We start from the raw sequence: 20,095 nt of genomic DNA, 5'->3' as shown, positions 1-20,095 counted from the left end.
GTTAAAGTAAGGGATTAGGATTATAGTAATCCTCTGTTTATATATTTTTTAACATACGGGGGGTGAAAACGTTGAAGAATATCTTATTTGTATGCACAGGGAATACCTGTCGCAGTCCAATGGCTGAAGGGATGCTGCGTAAGTTGGCTGCTGAGCATGGACTAGAACTGGAAGTGCGTTCTGCGGGAGTGGCAGCGATGGAAGGCACGCCGATATCCCGACATGCAGAGGCGGTTCTACGTGATCACGATATATCCGATCAGATCACCTCAACCCCTTTGAGCGACGGGCTTGCCGGGTGGGCACATCTGATCTTAACCTTGACGCAAGGACATAAACAGCACGTAATTCAGCGCTTTCCCCAAACGGCGGGCAAAGTATTTACGCTTAAGGAATATGTGGAGAACCGGGATGCGGTGTTGAATGATGTACAGGAGTTGGACGGTTTATATGCTTCACAGCAGTTGATGGCTTCACTCGGACAAGAGCTATCGGCGCAGGAGCGTGAACGAATGATTGAATTACACCAACGGATTCCGGGCTTTGATATTTCAGATCCGTTTGGCGGTTCGCGAGAAGACTACGATGTCACAGCTGCGGAAATCCGCACGGCGCTGCATAAGCTGCTGGACAAGCTAAAGGCCTCTTCCGAATAAAATCGCTCTTACTCATCTATTTTGTACGGAATCTGTTGATTTTCGATGGTTAATCCGTTAAGATAAGGTGGAAAAATGAGAATCCGATGTAACTGGCGACAAAAGTGGGATTAACCACGATGGAGCATCGGATATACGGCCGGTCGCCTGGGCAAAAGAGCAATTCCACATAGGTGTGGACTGCTCTTTTTTCATATACAAGTTATGCCAGATGTTTAGCTGAGGGTTGATTCCTTCAAAGGTTCTTCCATTTTTTCTGCTCGAAATCTGAAACATCGGCTATAATATAGTGAGATTGTGATCAGGAGAGAGTGTGTTGAACTTGGGGCATGAGACCGTGCCTAGTCTCTGAGAGACTGTTCAACCAAAGGAGGTTCCAATGGTGGGACAATTGGATCATGAGATTTCGCTAGAAGCACAGACCACTTCTGTTGTGCGGGAAATCGCAGAAGCAGCCAGTCTCAGGGCTGGTCGCCTGCTGGTTATCGGCGTTAGCACAAGTGAAGTGGCTGGAAGTCGAATTGGCACGGCGGGAGCGCTCGATGTGGCTCAACAACTGTTATCTGGAGTAGAGTCCGTTCGCAGGCAGTATGGCTTTGATGTAGCGTTTCAATGCTGTGAGCATTTGAACCGAGCGTTGGTCGTTGAACGTGCTGTACTGGAGCGACTGGGACTGATGGAGGTTGCGGCTGTTCCTGTTCGTACAGCAGGAGGCTCTATGGCTACCGTCGCCTATCGTTCTATGAGCGACGCGTGTTTGGCGGCGAACGTGCAGGCTCATGCCGGGATAGACATCGGCGAAACGCTGATTGGCATGCATCTGCGACCGATTGCTGTTCCGTTTCGCCCAAGCCTTCGCTGGATTGGCGAAGCACGTGTGACAGCGGCGTTCACCCGTCCTCCACTTATTGGCGGACAACGGGCGGTGTACAGTCTGGAGCAAGAAGTCGGCGGAAACTGCGATTAGCATTTGGCATGGCGGCATGTTTGTACTAATCGTTTTTGCAATGATGATGAGGTACCCAACAGAGGAGCAGGCGTTAGCTTGTATACCCAACAATTGACTATGGAGAGGGAGTAATCAATCATGATGGAACACCTGCGTAAAAGTGACCCAGCAGTGATGGAAGCAATGGGACTTGAACTGAAACGACAACGCCACAATATCGAGCTAATCGCATCCGAGAACATTGTCAGTGAAGCAGTAATGGAAGCCATGGGCTCCGTGCTGACGAATAAATATGCTGAAGGTTACCCAAACAAACGCTACTATGGTGGCTGTGAGCATGTAGATATCGTTGAAGACATCGCACGTGACCGCGCAAAAGAACTGTTCGGCGCTGAGCATGCTAACGTGCAGCCTCACTCTGGAGCACAAGCCAACATGGCAGTGTATCTGGCAGCTCTCAAACCTGGAGATACTGTACTGGGTATGAATCTGGCGCATGGTGGCCATTTAACACACGGAAGCCCGGTTAACGCTTCCGGCTTGTTGTATAACTTTGCTGCCTATGGTGTCCGCGAAGACAACTTCCGCATCGACTACGATGAAGTGCGCAAGGCAGCCTTCAAGCACCGCCCTCGTCTGATTGTAGCTGGCGCGAGTGCATATCCGCGTACTATTGATTTTGAAGCCTTTGCTTCCATTGCCAATGATGTAGGTGCTCTGTTTATGGTGGATATGGCACATATCGCAGGCCTTGTAGCAGCGGGAATTCACCCAAGTCCAGTTCCGCATGCCCAATTTGTAACAACAACGACACACAAAACGCTGCGTGGTCCGCGTGGGGGTCTGATTCTGACTCGCAAAGCATGGGCGCAAGCGATTGATAAAGCTATTTTCCCTGGTACTCAAGGGGGACCACTGATGCATGTAATCGCGTCCAAAGCGGTTGCTTTGGGTGAAGCGCTCCAGCCATCGTTCAAAAACTATGCGCAAAATGTAGTCCGCAACGCACAGGTGCTGGCTGAAACACTGTTGGCTGAGGGGATTAACATTGTATCCGGTGGTACGGATAACCATCTGATGCTGTTGGATACGCGCAATTTGAATATCACAGGTAAAGAAGCGGAGCATGTATTGGATTCCGTGGGCATCACGGTCAATAAAAATGCGATTCCTTTTGATCCGACCAGTCCATTCGTAACAAGCGGGATTCGTATTGGTACACCTGCTGCAACATCTCGTGGGATGGATGAAGAGGCTATGGTCAAAATCGGTAAAATCATTGCTGAAACCCTTAAAAACCCGAAAGATGATACTGTATTGTCCAAAGCAAGCCAAGCGGTTGGCGAGTTAACAGATAAGTTCCCGATTTATCCAGGAACTCAATACTAATTCATCGACAATCATAATCTTTATATTATAGGCTGTTTTCCTTCCGTAAGCCGGAGGAGAACAGCCTTTTTTTGCTTCCAAACGACTCGAAACTTACATTTTTGGGTAATAAGCGATTACAGTAAAGGTTTATGCGCGCTTTCCTTTATATCTACGACAAAGGAGTGATTACATTGAGTCAAAGAAAATCCGCGCAATTATTGCAGCAGCTCGTATTTGTGGGACCGATGGCGTTGTTTTTCGTCTTGATTATGGTCATTCCGTTCCTGCTGGGGCTGTATTATTCCATGACGAACTGGGATGGAGTATCTGAAAATATCCGATGGCTCGGGCTAGGGAATTACGTTCATATATTTAGGGATGATCCAGATTTCCGTAATGCGTTCTGGTTTACAGTTCGGTTTACCGTATGTGGTGTCATTCTGACGAACCTGATTGGCTTTTTCCTAGCCTATGCACTTACCAAACCGTTGCGTACCCGTAATGCACTGCGAACTGTATTTTTTATGCCCAATATGATTGGCGGCTTGCTGCTCGGCTTCATCTGGCAATTTATATTTGTACGCGGCTTTTCTGCGGTAGGGGAGGCAACAGGGCTTTCCTTTTTTAAACTGCCGTGGCTGGGTGATGGGCCAACTGCTTTTTGGGGAACTGTCATTGTGTTTGTATGGCAATATGCAGGTTATCTCATGGTTATTTACATATCTTCGTTAAATAATGTCCCGTCTGCCCTGATTGAATCGGCTCAAATTGACGGCGCGGGCCGAAGACAGATTTTGCGTCATATTGTAGTGCCACTTATTATGCCAGCGGTGACCGTCTGCTTGTTCCTAGCGATATCCTGGTCCTTTAAAGTATTTGAATTGAATTTGGCTCTCACCAAGGGGGGACCTTTCAAGTCGACAGAGTCTGTAGCGTTGGACATATATAATGAAGCGTTTACAAATAATCGACTTGGATTGGGAACTGCCAAGGCTATGATTTTCTTCGTGGTCGTTGCGATCATTACCAGCATTCAGGTGCGTCTCACGAAGAAAAAGGAGGTCGAAATGTAATGGAAAAAACGTCAAACTACCGTTTGGGCACATGGGTTGCTGAAATATTGCTTATTGTGATCGGGTTAATTTTTCTGGTTCCATTCTATTTTTTGCTCGTAAACTCCGTTAAATCCTTTGGTGACATTTTGGCCCATTCCGCTTCGTGGCCGACAACCTTCCGTTTTGAAAACTATGCTAACGCCTGGAATAAAATAAACTTTCCCACAGCACTGGGGAATTCACTGATTGTCACGATCGTCAGTAATGCGCTTTTGCTGCTCATCAGCTCGATGGCCGCTTACCAGATGGTTCGGCATGACACTCCTTTTAATCGGTTTTTATTCGGTTTACTTGTGGCAGCAATGGTAGTTCCCTTTCAATCGATTATGTTGCCGCTTATGGAAGTGTCCAACGTATTGAGCTTAAACAATAGTATACCAGGACTGATCCTATGTTATCTGGGTTTTGGGGCGCCTTTATCCGTTTTTCTTTTTCATGGCTTTATTAAAACGGTACCTATTGAGATCGAGCAGGCGGCAAGGGTGGACGGTTCATCCCGGTACGGGGTGTTCTTTCGCATCGTTTGTCCACTCCTGCTGCCTATGTTCGTAACTGTGCTTATTTTGAATACCTTATGGATATGGAATGACTATCTGTTGCCTTCGCTCATTTTGAATGATCCTGAGCTGCGCACCATTCCGATTGCAACCTATATGTTGTTTGGTCAATACACCAAGCAATGGGACTTGGCACTGCCAGCACTGGTGTTGGGGATCACGCCAATTGTTGTGTTTTTTCTGGTGATGCAAAAATACATCGTTTCTGGCATTGCAGCCGGTGCGGTCAAAGGCTGAAGGGAGGGATATCCGATGAAAAGAACAGCGTTACTTGTCATCTCCTTGATGGTGCTGCTCGCATGTACACTTGCAGGTTGCGGAAATACGAAGGCTCAACAGAGTGAAACGAAAACGATACACATTTATCAATTCAAAGTAGAGATTTCGGAACCGCTAAATAAGCTGAAGGCAGAATATGAAAAAGCGCACCCTGGCATCAAGTTGGATATCCAATCTGTCGGTGGTGGTACGGACTACGGTGCTTCGTTGAAGGCTAAATTCGCATCAGGCGATCAGCCGGACATTTTCACAAATGAGGGCTACCAGGACCGCGATACGTGGTTGGAGTACTTGGAGGATTTGTCGGATCAGCCATGGGTAAAGGATCTGGACGATTTCGCTCGTAAGCCGATGACGGTTAACGGTAAGATTTATGGACAGCCTATGAACCTAGAAGGATTTGGTTTTGTTTATAACAAGGATTTGTTCAAAAAAGCGGGCATAACCAAACTACCTCAGACGATAGATGAACTGGAGGAAGCAGCCAAGCGACTGAAAGCGGCAGGGATTATACCTTTTGCTAACGGGTATGCGGAATGGTGGGTTCTGGGGAACCATTTTATCAATATTCCGTTTGCCAGACAGCCGAACCCGGAAAGTTATGTTGAGGATTTAAACAAAGGAACGGCTCGCATCCCCGGTAACCCGGTGTTCGATCAGTGGGTGAAGTTGCTTGACCTGACTATAAAATATGGGAACCGCAATCCGCTCACGACGGATTACAATACACAAGTGACGCTGTTTTCGACAGGTAAGGCTGCTATGATGCACCAGGGGAACTGGACGCAACCGCAAATAGATGGAATTAATCCTAACTTGAATTTGGGTATTCTGCCTGCGCCTATAGACAATGATCCCTCCACAGGAGGTAGACTCGCGGTGGGAGTGGCATCGAACTGGGTGGTCAATAAAAATTCGCCTGTGAAGCAGGAGGCAAAAGAATTTCTCAATTGGTTGGTCACATCAGAAACAGGCAAGCATTATATCACCAAGGAATTTAAGTTTGTTCCCGCCTTCAAAAGTATTACGTCCAGCGACGAGACGACAGGCGATCTAGGTGCAGAAATATCTCGGCATGTGAGGGAAGGCAAGATATGGAGTTGGAACTTCCAACGCTTTCCGAAGGGGCTGAATCAGGATTTAAGCAGCAGTATGCAAGCCTATATTGCAGGGGTTATCACAAAGGATGAAATGCTTCAGCAATTTCAGGGGGCATGGGACAATTTGAAGTATAGATAAAAGAATACCGCTGCATGAGGAAGCAAAGGCTATAGCATGGACAGGAAGTTTAAAGCCAGCAGGCTTTGACGGTCAAGTGCCGTCAGGGCCTTTTTGATGTGGTTTTATGTGACGAAAGTCACACGTAAAGCGGTCCTATTAAGTATTTTACATGTCATATCTTTCCCTTGACAAAAGGTTGCGGTGGCAGGTGTTAAATCAATCAAGGGAATGTTATAATAAACAGGATTTACAGGCACGCATTGCATCTGTGCTTATTTGGTTTGTACAAATAGGTTACATAGATCCTTTTGACTCAGGATAGTTCGATATGCTGGTGCGAAAGAACGTGACGATAATACCGGAGGGAATATATTATGGCGAAACTGGTGGTTTGTGATCACCCTTTGATCCAACACAAACTTACATTTATCCGCGATGTGCGGACCAACACCAAGGATTTCCGCGAGCTGGTGGATGAAGTAGCAACATTGATGGCTTATGAAATTACACGGGATATCCCGCTGGAAAGCATTACGGTGCAGACACCGGTTGCTGAGACAGAAGGTAAAGTGATTTCCGGACGTATGCTGGGTCTTATTCCGATTCTGCGTGCAGGCTTGGGTATGCTGGATGGTGTAGTAAAGCTGCTGCCTGCAGCAAAGGTAGGTCATGTGGGACTGTTCCGCGATCCTGAGACACTGCAACCCGTAGAATACTATACGAAGCTGCCTACAGATGTAACTGAGCGCGAATTGATCGTGATTGATCCAATGCTTGCAACAGGCGGGTCGGCGATCGCAGCGATTGATGTGTTGAAAAAGAGAGGCTGCACTCAAATTAAAATGATGAATCTGATTGCTGCTCCTGAAGGAGTCAAAGCTGTGCAGGATGCACATCCTGATGTAGACATCTATGTCGCTGCACTGGACGAGCGTCTGGATGATCATGGATATATCATTCCGGGTCTTGGTGACGCGGGAGACCGCTTGTACGGAACCAAGTAGACTGCCTTTGGCGGTTCGGCAAAATCTATGGACGTTATACAGGTCCTTATTTTAAATAATGGAAGATCTGTGAAGCGGACATTTATTATGAAAAGGGGTTCAACAGAAAATGTCCAAAATCAAAGTGATGACAATTTTTGGTGTGCGTCCGGAAGCGATTAAGATGGCTCCTCTTATTTTGGAGCTTCAGCGTCACCCAGAGCATATCGAGTCCGTAGTATGCGTTACGGCTCAACATCGCCAGATGCTTGATCAGGTTCTGGAAGTTTTCAATATTCACCCTGACTATGATCTGGACGTAATGAAGGATCGCCAGACACTAAATGAAATCTCCATGCGGGTACTTCAAGGTCTGGAACCTGTATTGCGTGAGGCCAAGCCCGATATCGTGTTGGTTCACGGCGATACGCTGACCACTTTCCTCGCCAGCTATGCAGCCTTTATGCAGCAGATTGAAGTAGGGCATGTGGAAGCGGGTTTGCGGACGTGGAACAAGCTTTCTCCATATCCTGAAGAAATGAACCGTCAGCTTACAGGCGTACTGTCTGATCTGCATTTCTCGCCTACTTCTTTATCGGCTGGAAATTTGCGGAAGGAAAATAAGCCTGAATCGCGAATATATGTTACAGGCAATACAGTAACTGACGTATTTCAGTATACGGTTCGCCAAGATTACGAGCACCCTGTACTGGACTGGGCTCAGGGCAAACGCCTGATTCTTATGACAGCACATCGTCGGGAATCCCAAGGGGAACCGCATCGTCAGATTTTTAATGCAGTTAAGCGCATTGCAGATGAGTTTGAGGATATCGCTATTGTTTATCCGGTTCATCCGAGTCCGGCTGTGAAGGAACCTGCATTTGAGATTTTAGGCAACCATCCGCGTATTAAGCTGATTGATCCGCTGGATGTCGTGGATCTGCACAATTTTTACCCACATACACATCTGATCCTTACGGATTCCGGTGGGCTTCAGGAAGAAGCGCCTTCGTTCGGAGTACCTGTTCTGGTGCTGCGTGATACGACTGAAAGACCGGAGGGAATTGAAGCGGGCACCTTGGAACTGGTGGGTACGAGCGAAGAGAACGTGTACAATCGGACCAAGGCACTTTTGACAGATTCCGCGTTGTACGATTCTATGAGTCAGGCAGCGAATCCTTACGGCGATGGAAAAGCATCAGTAAGAATTGTCAATGCGATTTTGCACCATTATGGCGTTCAATCCGAACGTCCTGAAGAATTTCACACAATGTTCACAAAAGGTGTTCGTCCGATATAATTATTCTTTACAAGGCAAGCATACAGTTAAACTGTACGGTTACCAAGGGATACAGCAATTTAAGATGCTTTGTCGTTTGATTTTATACTTTAGGGCGCTAAAATATCTCAATTGACAAAGCATCTTATATTTAAGTAAAATGGACTGGAATTGCAGGGGTGACATGGAAAAGTGGTCAAACCTTCCAAGCAAAACAACAACCGAAATAACACCGGGAATGCCTTCAAGGCAATTGGATTGGTGAGCGCGATCGGCATTGATTTGGCGATATGCACATTGGGTGGTTTCTATGCCGGAAAGTGGCTCGATGCTAAACTTGATGGCTCCGGAATTTGGATTGGCGTAAGCGTTCTCGCAGGCTTGGTTGTAGGCGCATTAAGTATTGCCCTTGTGATCGGAAAGGTATTGAGGGATAACCATGAATGAGATGACCCGTATGCAAAAAATGTTATGGATCGTAGCGCTTGGTATTATGGCTCTGTGTTTCCTGGTCTCCGCCTTCATGCCCCAACATCGTGACATTGCTCACGGAATCATTCTGGGAACGGGAGTAAGCTGTCTTAATGTGCTGTATATGGCCTACAAAATTCGACAGGTTGCGAATGCAGCCGCCGGTGAAGGCAAGAAGAAAAAGGTGGGCATTGGCTTTGGCGTTCGAGTAGGGACCTCTATTTTGGCAGTAGTGCTGGCGCTAGAATTTCCAGCCTATTTCCATGAGATCGCTGTAATGGCAAGCCTGGTGACTGGACAATTTCTTCTTTTAATTATAGGCATCATATTCGCGCTACAGGAAAAATGATGGCTCAACTGAGAAAGGGGTGAGAAAACATGTTGCATGAATCACCGATTATCGAATTGGGCGGATTTAACATTGACTTGTCCGTCATTATTATGCTGGTTGTGACTTGCGCGATTGTATTTGGACTGGCATTTGCTGCAACGCGCAATTTGTCTGTGGACAATCCAAGCAAGCTGCAAAATTTTATGGAATGGGTCGTCGAATTCGTTCAAGGACTGATTACCAGCACGATGGATTTGAAAAAAGGGAAGCCATTCCTCTCCTTGGGGATGACGCTGATCATGTTCATCTTCGTCGGAAATATGCTGGGCTTACCGTTCGGGATTGTGACCGAGTTCGATAATGCGCAAAGTGCCCAAGTATTTGGACATGAAATCATTCCAGTCAAAGAAGCATTAGAACAAGCACAGGCGTCTCACCCGGGCGAAGCTGCCCATGTAGGTATCAGCTGGTGGAAATCACCTACCGCAGATGCAGGGGTATCCATTGGACTGGCTTTGATGATCTTTGTCCTGGTTCATTTCCTGGGGATTTTCCGTAATACCAAAGCTTACTTCAAGCATTACATTCAGCCATTTCCATTCTTTTTGCCAATTAACTTGATTGAGCAGTTCTCAAAACTGTTGACACATGGTATGCGTCTATTCGGTAATATTTTTGCCGGCGAAGTTTTGATCAGTGTTCTGCTGAAAATGACAGCACTTGGTGTGGGAGGTATGGTTGCTTCCGTATTGGGACTCGTGGTCTGGCAAGGATTCAGTATTTTTGTCGGCAGTATTCAGGCGTTCGTCTTTACCATTTTGACGTTCGTATATATTTCGCAGGCAATTGACACGCATGAAGAAGAGCATTAGTTAAAATTAGTTTCGGGTTTTTAGTTAAGTTCAGGAGTACGCTTCGCTCTTAACTGCAAATACATGTACAACACAAATACACATCTCTAAGGAGGATTTTTTAAATGGGAGCTTGGGCATTAATAGCAGCAGCTATCGCAGTAGGTTTGGGTGCGCTCGGCGCAGGTATTGGTAACGGTCTGATTGTAAGTAAAACAGTTGAAGGTATCGCTCGTCAGCCTGAGGCTAAATCAACTTTGCAAACGGTAATGTTTATCGGTGTAGGTCTGGTTGAAGCCTTGCCTATTATCGGGGTCGTTCTGGCGTTTATTTTCTACGCTAAGGCATAATAATTTGAAACTTGCAAGGTTTGGCGGGGAAGGCCACAGCCATCCGCGCCTTCTTTGTTGCTTGGCTTAAGGGATAACTAGGACTGACGTTCACCGGAAAGGAGTGACTTCAATTGAGTTTAAATTGGACAAGTATCGTTTTCACAATTATTGCATTTTTGATCTTGTACTGGTTACTAACGCGTTATGCATTCGGACCTCTCTTTTCCGTTATGGAGAAGCGGCGTCAGCTTGTATTACAGCAAATGAATGAAGCGGCACAGACGCGTGAACAGGCTGCTGCTTATGTTGAGGAGCAAAAGCAGGCTCTCCAGCAGGCACGTAAGGAAGCGTACGACATTATTGAGCAGTCAAAACAAACAGGTAACAAACAAGCGGAGCAAATTATTGTTCAGGCTAAAGACGAAGCTGTCCGCCTGAAAGACGAAGCTGTTCGTGAAATCACAAGCGAGCGTAATAAGGCGGTTGCCGAACTGCGCAGCGAAGTGGGTAAAGCTTCGGTACAAATTGCTTCCAAACTGATTCAAAAGGAAATCAAGGAAGACCAAGTCCAGGGAGAGCTTGTCGACCAATACCTTAAAGAGGTAGGAGGCAAAGCATGAGCCGGGATACGGTAGTAGCCAAACGGTATGCGAAAGCTTTGTTTGAAGTGGCAGAGCAGGAACAGACCATTATGGAAACCGAGCAGGAGCTACGTGCTTTTGTAGAGGCTGTATCGGGGGATGCTGAAATCCGTAAATTCATTAATTCTCCTAACATTACGGAAGCGGTCAAGCTTCAAGTTCTGGCTAACAGTTTTGAAGGCAAGTTGTCTGCCTCGCTAATTAACACGATCAAACTGTTGATTCAGCGGAGTAGAGCAGATTTGTTCGAATCTCTCCTTGCCGGATACCTCGATATTCAGGAATACAAGCTGGGACTTGCTCATGCAAAGGTGTATTCGACTTATGCTTTAAGTGATCAGGAAAAAACAGCGGTAGCCGAGGAATTCGGAGCCCGTGAACATAAAACAATCCGTGTGGAAAATATAGTGGACCCGAGTCTGCTGGGCGGATTAAAAGTGGTTATCGGCGATACACTGTACGACGGCAGTCTGGCCGGCAAGCTGGATCGCCTCGAGAAATCCTTTAACAGACGAGTATAGAAGATAGGGGTGAACACACTTGAGTATCAAACCTGAGGAAATCAGTTCATTGATTAAAAGTCAGATTGAACAATATAAAAATGATATCGAGGTCGTTGAAGTCGGCACTGTTGTTGAAGTCGGCGACGGTATTGCCCGCGTCTACGGACTGGAAAAAGTTATGGCCGGTGAATTGGTTGAATTCGACACTGGCGTATTGGGCTTGGCGCTCAACGTGGAAGAAAGCAATGTCGGTGTTGTTATTTTGGGTCAATTCTCCGACATTCGTGAAGGCGGTCAAGTAAAACGTACAGGTCAAATCATGCAGGTCCCTGTAGGGGAAGCATTGATCGGACGTGTAGTTAATCCACTGGGACAACCAGTAGACGGTAAAGGACCGATTGCTACAACAGAATTCCGTCCGGTTGAAAGTCAGGCTCCAGGCGTTATGGCCCGTAAATCGGTACATGAGCCTATGCAGACGGGGATTAAAGCGATTGATGCGATGGTTCCGATTGGTCGTGGTCAACGTGAGTTGATCATCGGTGACCGTCAAACAGGTAAAACATCTATCGCAATCGATGCAATTTTGAACCAAAAAGGTAACGGCATGAAATGTATTTATGTCGCTATTGGTCAAAAACAATCCACGGTAGCTCAAGTTGTTGAAACATTGCGTCGTCACGGTGCGCTGGAATACACGATTGTCGTTACGGCATCAGCTTCCGAGCCATCACCATTGCTGTACATTGCTCCTTACTCTGGCTGCGCTATGGGTGAGTATTTCATGTACAAAGGCGAGCATGTCCTTGTTGTTTATGATGACTTGACTAAACAAGCGTCAGCTTACCGGGAATTGTCCCTGTTGCTGCGTCGTCCACCGGGCCGTGAAGCATATCCGGGTGACGTTTTCTATCTTCACTCTCGCTTGCTGGAACGTGCAGCGAAGCTGAATGATGAGTTGGGCGGCGGATCACTTACCGCATTGCCGTTCATCGAGACACAGGCTTCCGACGTTTCTGCATATATTCCAACCAACGTTATCTCCATCACAGATGGACAGATCTTCCTGGAAGCTGACTTGTTCTATGCAGGACAACGTCCAGCGATCAACGTAGGTATTTCCGTATCTCGTGTAGGTGGTTCAGCTCAGATTAAAGCGATGAAAAAGGTAGCAGGTTCCCTGCGTCTGGATCTTGCTCAATATCGTGAGCTTCAAGCGTTCTCCCAATTCGGGTCCGACTTGGATAAATCCACAAAAGCCCGTTTGGATCGCGGCGCACGCATGATGGAAATTCTGAAACAGGGTGTTAACCAACCGCTTGCTGTAGAGCAACAAGTAGTGAGCTTGTATACTGCTGTAAAAGGCTTCCTTGATGATATCCCTGTAGCGGATGTAAAACGTTTTGAAAAAGACTTCCTGTCTTTCATGGTGTCTGACCATCAGGACGTGCTTCAATCTATCCGCGACACGAAAGACTTGGTGGCTGATAACGAAACGGCTTTGAAGGCAGCTATCGAGAAATTCAAAAAATCATTCGCCACGTCGGTATAATACATTGGAATTTGCCTGTTTATGATGAAAGATGTTCTAAGGAAGCGTGCCCTCCGGGTTTTGGCTTCCTTGGCATGTTTTACCCTCAATAACAGGCCCTTTAACATATGCCCGGCTGGATTTGAATCTTACGAAGTTAGCTTTGGCTTTGCCAAAGCTTGAAGGTGGTGAAATCATGGCAAAAGGTATGCGCGAGATTAAACGTCAGATTAAAAGTGTGCAGAGTACGAAGCAGATCACGAAAGCGATGGAAATGGTCGCTGCATCCAAGCTGAGAAAAGCTCAGGAGAAAGCGGAGTCGGCTCGTCCTTACTCGGAAAAGCTTAAGGAAGTTGTGAGTAGCATTGCTTCTGGAGCGAATAACATCAAGCATCCAATGCTGGAAACGCGTCCGGTTAAAAAGACTGCTTATCTCATCATTACATCTGATCGTGGTCTGGCTGGTGGTTATAACGCCAATATTTTACGACAGGTTACGCAGACGATTTCTGAACGTCACCGTTCACAGGATGAATTTGTGATTTTCATCATTGGGCGAAAAGGACGGGATTATTTTAGACGTCGTGAATTTCCTATCGCTGAATCGGTAACAGATCTGTCGGATACACCTGCTTTTGCAGATATCAAAACGATTGCAAGCAAGGCTGTACAAGGCTTTGAACTTAAAGAATTTGATGAGCTTTATCTATGCTATAACCGCTTTGTCAACGCATTGACTCAAATTCCAACAGTTGACCGTCTGTTACCAATGGCGACACCGGATTCAGCTACAGCTTCATCCTCAATTAACTATGAGTATGAGCCTTCACCAGAAGGAGTGCTGGAAGTATTGCTGCCACGTTACGCGGAAACGCTCATTTACGGCGCTTTGCTGGATGGTAAAGCTAGTGAACTGGGAGCGAAGATGACGGCAATGGGATCTGCTACGAAGAATGCTTCCAAGTTAATTGGTGAGCTTTCCTTGACCTATAACCGTGCTCGTCAAGCGGCTATTACCCAGGAAATTACGGAAATCGTTGCAGGAGCAAGTGCTCAGTCTTAATCAGGCTTATAGCGACTGTTTTATAGCAGAGTCTACACTATTATGATAAATTGCGGGCGCAAAACAAATCAGAGTGGTTCGGATTTGCGGCTGTGCAAGCTTGTAGGAGGGAAACCAAAAGATGAACAAAGGACGCGTAGTGAGCATCATGGGTCCGGTTGTCGACGTTGAGTTTGAACGTGGACAGCTTCCGGAAATCCTGAATGCCATTCATATTGGGACTGTGCTGGAGAGCGGAGTCAAAATTGACCTGACGCTCGAAGCTTCAAAACATCTAGGTGACAACCGTGTGCGTTGTATTGCCATGTCTTCCACAGATGGTTTGGTTCGTGGAGCTGAAGCCATAGATCTGGGAGCACCTATTTCAGTACCTGTCGGCGAAGCAACTCTTGGACGCGTATTTAACGTACTTGGAACGCCAATTGATAATGGTGCTGATATGAGTGAAACGGCTAGAAACCCAATTCACCGTCAAGCTCCTTCTTTCGATGAGCTGACAACTCAAGCAGAGATGCTCGAAACCGGTATTAAAGTTATCGACTTGCTGGCTCCTTATGCCAAAGGTGGTAAAGTCGGATTGTTTGGTGGTGCTGGTGTAGGTAAAACCGTAACCATTCAAGAATTGATTAACAATATCGCTCAGGAGCATGGTGGTATTTCTGTATTTGCGGGTGTAGGTGAACGCACACGTGAAGGAAATGACTTGTACCATGAAATGAGAGATTCCGGCGTTATCAACAAAACAGCGATGGTGTTCGGACAAATGAACGAGCCTCCGGGTGCACGTTTGCGTGTAGCTCTCACAGGTCTGACGATGGCGGAATACTTCCGTGACCAAGAAGGCCGTGACGTGTTGCTCTTTATTGATAACATTTTCCGCTTTACCCAAGCGGGTTCTGAGGTTTCTGCCCTGTTGGGACGTATGCCTTCAGCAGTAGGTTATCAGCCTACGCTGGCTACTGAAATGGGTCAATTGCAAGAACGGATTACTTCTACTAAAAAAGGTTCCGTTACTTCCATTCAGGCGATCTACGTGCCTGCGGATGACTACACTGACCCTGCTCCTGCTACAACGTTTGCCCATTTGGATGCTACAACGAATCTGGAACGTAAAATTTCCGAAATGGGTATTTACCCGGCGGTTGATCCACTTGCATCAAGCTCCCGGATTTTGGCTCCAGACGTTGTGGGTGAAGAGCATTACAATGTAGCGCAAGGGGTAAAACAAATTTTGGCCCGCTACAATGAGCTTCAGGATATCATTGCCATCCTGGGTATGGATGAGCTGAGTGAAGAAGATAAAATGTTGGTAGCACGTGCACGTAAAATCCAGCGTTTCCTTTCTCAACCTTTCCACGTTGCCGAAACATTTAACGGCTTCCCAGGTAAATATGTGCCGGTTAAAGAAACTGTACGAAGCTTCAAAGAAATTTTGGAAGGCAAGTATGACCACCTTCCAGAAGCGGCCTTCCTTTTTGTAGGAGCCATCGAAGAAGCAGTTGAAAAAGCTAAAACGCTGTAAACATACAGGCAAAGATTAGCCGAGCCTTACGAAGTGAGCTGTCTGCGGACAGCTTCCAGGAGGGATTCAAGTGAGCACGTATTTACTAGAGATTGTGACGCCGGAGCGCCTGGTCTATACAGAACAGGTAAACAGCATCAGTGTTCGCGGCTCGGAAGGCGATCTTGGGATTTTGCCCGGACACCTTCCCTTGGTCACTCCCTTGAAGATTGCACCGATACGCATTAAAATCGGTGGTCAAACCGAAGTGATCGCGGTCAATGGGGGCTTTCTTGAAGTCCGCAAGGATAAAGTGGTCATTTTGGCTGAGAGCGCGGAACGTTCCGAAGAAATTGATGTGGAACGTGCCCGTGCGGCAAGGGAGCGGGCAGAACTGCGGCTCCAGAGCAAGCAGGAACAGATAGATCATCATCGGGCGGAAGTAGCTCTGCAACGGGCGCTTAACCGTCTAAATGCTACAAGCATCAGAACCAATAAGAATTAATATTGGAGTTTAAGTGGAATTTTAAAAGGGTTCGGCATAGTATACGGATGGAACGACAAGGAGACCAATTCATAACTTCTGCCAGAAAATGTCCGGTAGAGGGTGAGGAGGAACCTTGCTTCCTTCGATCACTGTGATCGGACTCTTTTTTTAGCTGTTATGACCAAATGTACAGTCCTATTTCTTGCCTGGCTGCTAGGTATTTAGTACCTTTTAAATTCACGAAACAGAAGTGATTAATCACATTTTGTCGAAATAAATGTCCTAAAAACAGAAATAGCACTGGCATATTAGGCGTTCGCCGAGTATTATAAAGAAGTCTGTGACGCAGATGGGGGGAATTATGGTTGAACGGGAAACAGCAATTGGCAGAACAGCTAAGTCAATCGGCGAGTATGACCGCGCTGATCTCTATGATCGTATCGCTCATCTGTATAGCATTAGCTTGGTGGGCTTTACAGAGCTTAAAGCTGGATTTGTTAATCCGACAACCCAAAGGACCGCAGGGCAGATTGCTGCACTTGTTTCTTGCTATTATTTTGGGACAGTTGGTTTCGGGGTTCCTGTTGAGCTACATCTCTTGGAGCCAGATGCTCTAGAATTTGTTTTAACATGAAGTAGGCGGGTTATATGACCTTATGACTGTGTCTCTGCGGGAATTGTCGAATAACATCGCGTCATATTGTTAACAATGGTAAACAAAAGAACCATACATGTATAGCTGGCTGAATCAGTTAGAGTACAATGGTCGTCAAGTACAAAAAAACGCTTGTATACTTGTTTTAATCAGTGGTATGATGGCAGTTAGGGTATTAGTAAAATCTTGTTTTTTTATGTAATGAAAAAGCAAGGCATGAAAATAGCGGAATATGTTCTTTTTTTCCAGAATGGAAAAGAGAAATGACGCGCGGAGGGAACCATAGATGAGCAAATTTATCGTCCGCGGTGGCAACAGATTGACCGGGAGTGTCAAAGTCAGCGGAGCCAAAAACTCAGTTCTGCCGATCATCGCCGCTTCTCTGCTAGGAGAAGAAGGAGAAAGTGTTATTATTGATGCACCTCCTCTAGACGATGTGATGACCATTAACAAAGTGCTGGAGTCCTTAGGAGCAGGCGTTACATACCAAGATGAGGTCATTCGTGTTGACGCGCGGAAGATAATTTCCTGTGAAGCCCCTTACGAGTGGGTTAGGAAAATGCGCGCTTCATTCTTGGTTATGGGACCGCTGCTTACACGTTTGGGACGCACAAGAATCTCGCTTCCAGGCGGATGCGCAATCGGAACGCGACCCATTGATCAGCATTTGAAGGGTTTTGAGGCATTGGGCGCGGAAATTAGCCTGGGCCAAGGTTTTATTGAAGCTAAAAGTAACGGGCGTCTGCGTGGAGCTAAAGTTTATTTGGATGTAGCCAGCGTAGGGGCAACCGAGAATATTATGATGGCCGCTACTCTTGCTGAGGGCGTAACTACCATCGAGAATGCCGCTAAGGAACCCGAGATTGTTGATCTCGCAAATTTCCTGAATGGAATGGGTGCCAAAGTACGTGGTGCGGGCACGGGCGTTATTCGTATTGAAGGCGTTGAGAAGCTGCATGGTGTAAAACATACCGTCATTCCCGACCGGGTAGAAGCAGGTACTTATATGGTTGCTGCTGCGATCACAGGCGGGAACGTATATGTAGAAGGCGCAATATCCGATCATTTGGGTCCGGTTATTTCCAAGATGGAAGAAATGGGTGTAACCATTCAACCTGATGAGAACGGAATTCGTGTCATTGCAGATAAGCCGTTAAAAGCGGTTGATGTTAAAACGTTGCCTTATCCAGGTTTTCCTACCGATATGCAGTCTCAGATGATGGCACTTCAGCTTGCCGCTGAAGGAACGAGCATTATTACGGAAACCGTGTTTGAAAATCGTTTCATGCATGTGGATGAATTTCATCTCATGAATGCGGAGATTAAGGTCGAAGGCCGTTCTGCCATTGTAACGGGTAATGCTAAGCTGACAGGTGCGAAAGTAACCTCTACAGATTTGCGTGCAGGTGCTGCGTTAATTCTGACCGGACTCATTGCAGAAGGTACAACGGAAGTATCTGGTGTACATCACATCGATCGTGGTTACGTTCATTTGGCTGAGAAGCTGACCGGATTGGGAGCGGACATTTACAGAGTGACCGTGGAAGAGTCCAAACTGGATCATTCACCCAGTACAGAGCGCGTAATGCCGGAAGAGGCGTCTGGGAATCTGTTTAAGAAGATTCAGCCTTCCCTCGCCTAAGCTTTAACGCATGTAGCTTCATGTTGCATACGTATATTCTTAAACAACGAAGAACCAAGTCCGAGAGGACTTGGTTCTTTTTATTGTTTATAGCCTGTCTTTTTCATTCTTTCAGTTCTCTTAAAATGGTTCTATCAAAGTGGACGACTTCATATGATTGAAAATATCTGCTGGAGTATATCTATACTTCCAGCCGGACACTTAGCCCTTTGATGGAGGTTTCAGCCTATGAAAGATTCACAGGTTCGCATCCGTATACCCATTCATCATCCTAAGGAACATCGCCAGGCTTCATTTGCGGAGGAAGACACTGGCTCTATAGCTACCTTGTTACAGAAAAATAAGCTTATGCAACAGCAGCCGGACGCAAGAGGTACATTGCCGACTGGCGTCAAGCCCAATCGGCGTACAACAGCCGTGCCTTCCGCTGCGAACTCCGTTGATACGGCTCTGCCTATCGCTGGAGTAGCGGCCCATGACACATGCGCTGCAAGCCCGCTGCCGCACCTGCGTCCTTCCGCCGGGCGTGCCCCACGCTGGGGCAGCCGCCGCCCATGGCTGCCATTCGCCGCCATGGCAGGGGTGCTGGTGCTTGCCATGGCTGTGCCCGCGCTAATGGCGTGGCCTCGCCAGACGGCGCAGCCGGTGCCGCCAAGCAGCCGCACGGCAGTACCGGCTGCGCCTAGCGTGACGGCAAAGGGTGAGACGCCCGTCACGCGCTTACCGGGCGTCCCGCCGATGCCAGCGGTGCCCGCTGCGCCAACGCGTAGCGTACCGGTGGCGGCAGAGCCAGACGTGCGTGTGTATGTCACGTCCACCGGTCGCACGGAGACGTTACCGCTGGAGCAATACATTGTCGGCGTAGTAGCCGCCGAAATGCCGCCCAGCTTCGAGGGGGAGGCACTGAAAGCGCAGGCCATTGCCGCGCGTACCTTCATTGCCCGGCGCTTGCTGGCTGATGACACTAGCGGTGCCCCTGCGGGAGCAGATGTGACGGATACTGTTAAACATCAGGCTTATATCTCCAAAGCTAAACTTACTAGAGAATGGGGGCATTCTGGTAAATCCGCAGAGCTGGCTAAAATTCAGCAGGCCGTACGAGACACCAAGGATACGATCATGGTATATGAAGGCAAGCCCATTACGGCATCTTTTTTTTCTACTAGCAATGGCTACACCGAAAATTCAGAGGATGTGTGGGCGAAGGCAGTGCCCTATTTACGAAGCGTATCAAGTCCATGGGACAAGCAGTTGGCCCCGCGTTATACAGAAACCGTCACACTGAGTCGTCAAAGCGTGTTCGATAGATTGGGGTTAAGTCGTACTGCAATTGCCGCCTCTACTGGAGGAGGAAGTATGCCAGAAATTCGTATACTCTCCAAGACAGAAGGACATCGCATCAAGAAGATTGAAGTTGGTGGCTCAATCTTTACAGGACCGGAGATCCGTAACAAACTGGGGTTGCGTTCGGCTGAGTTTACGTGGAAGGCTGAAGGGGACCGGATTGCTATAACAACCTATGGTTATGGTCATGGTGTTGGTATGAGTCAGTGGGGAGCCAATGGAATGGCCAAAGAAGGTCATACTGCCACTCAAATACTCCTTCACTATTATACTGGCATTTCTTTTGCGCAAGCCTCTCGTATTCTAAGTTAGTAAATATTTCGAAACTTTGAA

21 protein-coding genes and 1 riboswitch are annotated in these 20,095 nt (G+C 47.1%); all 21 genes read left to right on the top strand.

Annotated elements, in window-relative coordinates; translation table 11 throughout:
- Positions 1 to 71 precede the first annotated feature (71 nt).
- The 21 genes from ACYCS5_RS12365 (at position 72) to spoIID (ending at position 20,074) form a co-directional block, all read left to right on the top strand.
- Positions 72 to 656, top strand: a complete 585-nt coding sequence (locus tag ACYCS5_RS12365) for a low molecular weight protein arginine phosphatase (protein WP_029518516.1) — start codon at positions 72 to 74, stop codon at positions 654 to 656.
- Positions 657 to 734: 78 nt separating this feature from the next.
- A riboswitch (ZMP/ZTP riboswitch) is annotated at positions 735 to 816 on the top strand.
- 219 nt (positions 817 to 1,035) lie between these two features.
- A complete protein-coding gene (locus ACYCS5_RS12360; protein WP_029518515.1) occupies positions 1,036 to 1,623 on the top strand; it encodes a TIGR01440 family protein in 588 nt (195 codons plus the stop codon).
- A gap of 120 nt (positions 1,624 to 1,743) precedes the next feature.
- Positions 1,744 to 2,994, top strand: a complete 1,251-nt coding sequence (locus ACYCS5_RS12355; protein ID WP_459761126.1) for a serine hydroxymethyltransferase — start codon at positions 1,744 to 1,746, stop codon at positions 2,992 to 2,994.
- A 173-nt stretch (positions 2,995 to 3,167) separates the two neighbouring features.
- Positions 3,168 to 4,049, top strand: coding sequence for a carbohydrate ABC transporter permease (locus ACYCS5_RS12350; RefSeq protein ID WP_029518514.1), 882 nt, complete (start codon positions 3,168 to 3,170; stop codon positions 4,047 to 4,049).
- Positions 4,049 to 4,885, top strand: coding sequence for a carbohydrate ABC transporter permease (locus tag ACYCS5_RS12345; RefSeq protein ID WP_318627941.1), 837 nt, complete (start codon positions 4,049 to 4,051; stop codon positions 4,883 to 4,885). Before ACYCS5_RS12350 ends, ACYCS5_RS12345 begins: the two co-directional genes overlap by 1 nt.
- Positions 4,886 to 4,900: 15 nt before the next feature.
- The gene (locus tag ACYCS5_RS12340; protein WP_340886625.1) at positions 4,901 to 6,166 is read left to right on the top strand and encodes an ABC transporter substrate-binding protein; all 1,266 of its coding nucleotides are present in this window, start codon (positions 4,901 to 4,903) and stop codon (positions 6,164 to 6,166) included.
- A gap of 356 nt (positions 6,167 to 6,522) precedes the next feature.
- The gene (upp, locus tag ACYCS5_RS12335) at positions 6,523 to 7,152 is read left to right on the top strand and encodes a uracil phosphoribosyltransferase (protein WP_013312332.1); all 630 of its coding nucleotides are present in this window, start codon (positions 6,523 to 6,525) and stop codon (positions 7,150 to 7,152) included.
- A gap of 109 nt (positions 7,153 to 7,261) precedes the next feature.
- Positions 7,262 to 8,431, top strand: coding sequence for a non-hydrolyzing UDP-N-acetylglucosamine 2-epimerase (gene wecB / locus ACYCS5_RS12330; RefSeq protein ID WP_069010014.1), 1,170 nt, complete (start codon positions 7,262 to 7,264; stop codon positions 8,429 to 8,431).
- Positions 8,432 to 8,602: 171 nt separating this feature from the next.
- The gene (locus ACYCS5_RS12325) at positions 8,603 to 8,857 is read left to right on the top strand and encodes an AtpZ/AtpI family protein (protein ID WP_069010013.1); all 255 of its coding nucleotides are present in this window, start codon (positions 8,603 to 8,605) and stop codon (positions 8,855 to 8,857) included.
- A complete protein-coding gene (locus ACYCS5_RS12320) occupies positions 8,850 to 9,230 on the top strand; it encodes an ATP synthase subunit I (RefSeq protein WP_069010012.1) in 381 nt (126 codons plus the stop codon). Before ACYCS5_RS12325 ends, ACYCS5_RS12320 begins: the two co-directional genes overlap by 8 nt.
- Positions 9,231 to 9,259: 29 nt before the next feature.
- A complete protein-coding gene (gene atpB, locus ACYCS5_RS12315; protein ID WP_069010011.1) occupies positions 9,260 to 10,084 on the top strand; it encodes a F0F1 ATP synthase subunit A in 825 nt (274 codons plus the stop codon).
- Between the two features lie 104 nt (positions 10,085 to 10,188).
- Entirely contained in the window at positions 10,189 to 10,413 is a 225-nt protein-coding gene (atpE, locus tag ACYCS5_RS12310) for a F0F1 ATP synthase subunit C (protein WP_025683777.1), read from the top strand.
- Positions 10,414 to 10,526: 113 nt separating this feature from the next.
- Positions 10,527 to 11,015 carry a F0F1 ATP synthase subunit B gene (gene atpF / locus ACYCS5_RS12305; protein ID WP_023990709.1) on the top strand — a complete coding sequence of 163 codons (489 nt, stop codon included), beginning with the start codon at positions 10,527 to 10,529 and terminating at the stop codon, positions 11,013 to 11,015.
- Entirely contained in the window at positions 11,012 to 11,557 is a 546-nt protein-coding gene (locus tag ACYCS5_RS12300) for a F0F1 ATP synthase subunit delta (RefSeq protein ID WP_029518507.1), read from the top strand. The genes atpF and ACYCS5_RS12300 overlap by 4 nt, the downstream gene beginning before the upstream one ends.
- Before the next feature lie 19 nt (positions 11,558 to 11,576).
- Positions 11,577 to 13,091 carry a F0F1 ATP synthase subunit alpha gene (atpA, locus tag ACYCS5_RS12295; RefSeq protein WP_307351413.1) on the top strand — a complete coding sequence of 505 codons (1,515 nt, stop codon included), beginning with the start codon at positions 11,577 to 11,579 and terminating at the stop codon, positions 13,089 to 13,091.
- 175 nt (positions 13,092 to 13,266) lie between these two features.
- Entirely contained in the window at positions 13,267 to 14,133 is an 867-nt protein-coding gene (gene atpG, locus ACYCS5_RS12290; RefSeq protein WP_023990707.1) for an ATP synthase F1 subunit gamma, read from the top strand.
- Between the two features lie 121 nt (positions 14,134 to 14,254).
- Positions 14,255 to 15,655 carry a F0F1 ATP synthase subunit beta gene (gene atpD / locus ACYCS5_RS12285; protein WP_029518505.1) on the top strand — a complete coding sequence of 467 codons (1,401 nt, stop codon included), beginning with the start codon at positions 14,255 to 14,257 and terminating at the stop codon, positions 15,653 to 15,655.
- A gap of 70 nt (positions 15,656 to 15,725) precedes the next feature.
- A complete protein-coding gene (locus tag ACYCS5_RS12280) occupies positions 15,726 to 16,139 on the top strand; it encodes a F0F1 ATP synthase subunit epsilon (RefSeq protein ID WP_013312322.1) in 414 nt (137 codons plus the stop codon).
- Between the two features lie 347 nt (positions 16,140 to 16,486).
- Positions 16,487 to 16,738: a DUF1146 family protein gene (locus tag ACYCS5_RS12275; protein WP_013373430.1), complete on the top strand. Its 252-nt coding sequence runs from the start codon at positions 16,487 to 16,489 to the stop codon at positions 16,736 to 16,738.
- A 324-nt stretch (positions 16,739 to 17,062) separates the two neighbouring features.
- Positions 17,063 to 18,418 carry a UDP-N-acetylglucosamine 1-carboxyvinyltransferase gene (murA, locus tag ACYCS5_RS12270; protein ID WP_029518503.1) on the top strand — a complete coding sequence of 452 codons (1,356 nt, stop codon included), beginning with the start codon at positions 17,063 to 17,065 and terminating at the stop codon, positions 18,416 to 18,418.
- A 228-nt stretch (positions 18,419 to 18,646) separates the two neighbouring features.
- Positions 18,647 to 20,074 (top strand): stage II sporulation protein D, encoded by a 1,428-nt coding sequence (gene spoIID / locus ACYCS5_RS12265; RefSeq protein WP_459761125.1) that lies wholly within the window; start codon positions 18,647 to 18,649, stop codon positions 20,072 to 20,074.
- Positions 20,075 to 20,095 lie beyond the last annotated feature (21 nt).

It is taken from the genome of Paenibacillus sp. SEL3 (genome assembly GCF_054602585.1).
The sequence above is the reverse complement of the archived record's forward strand: the minus strand, read 5'-3'. Positions and strand labels throughout refer to the sequence as shown.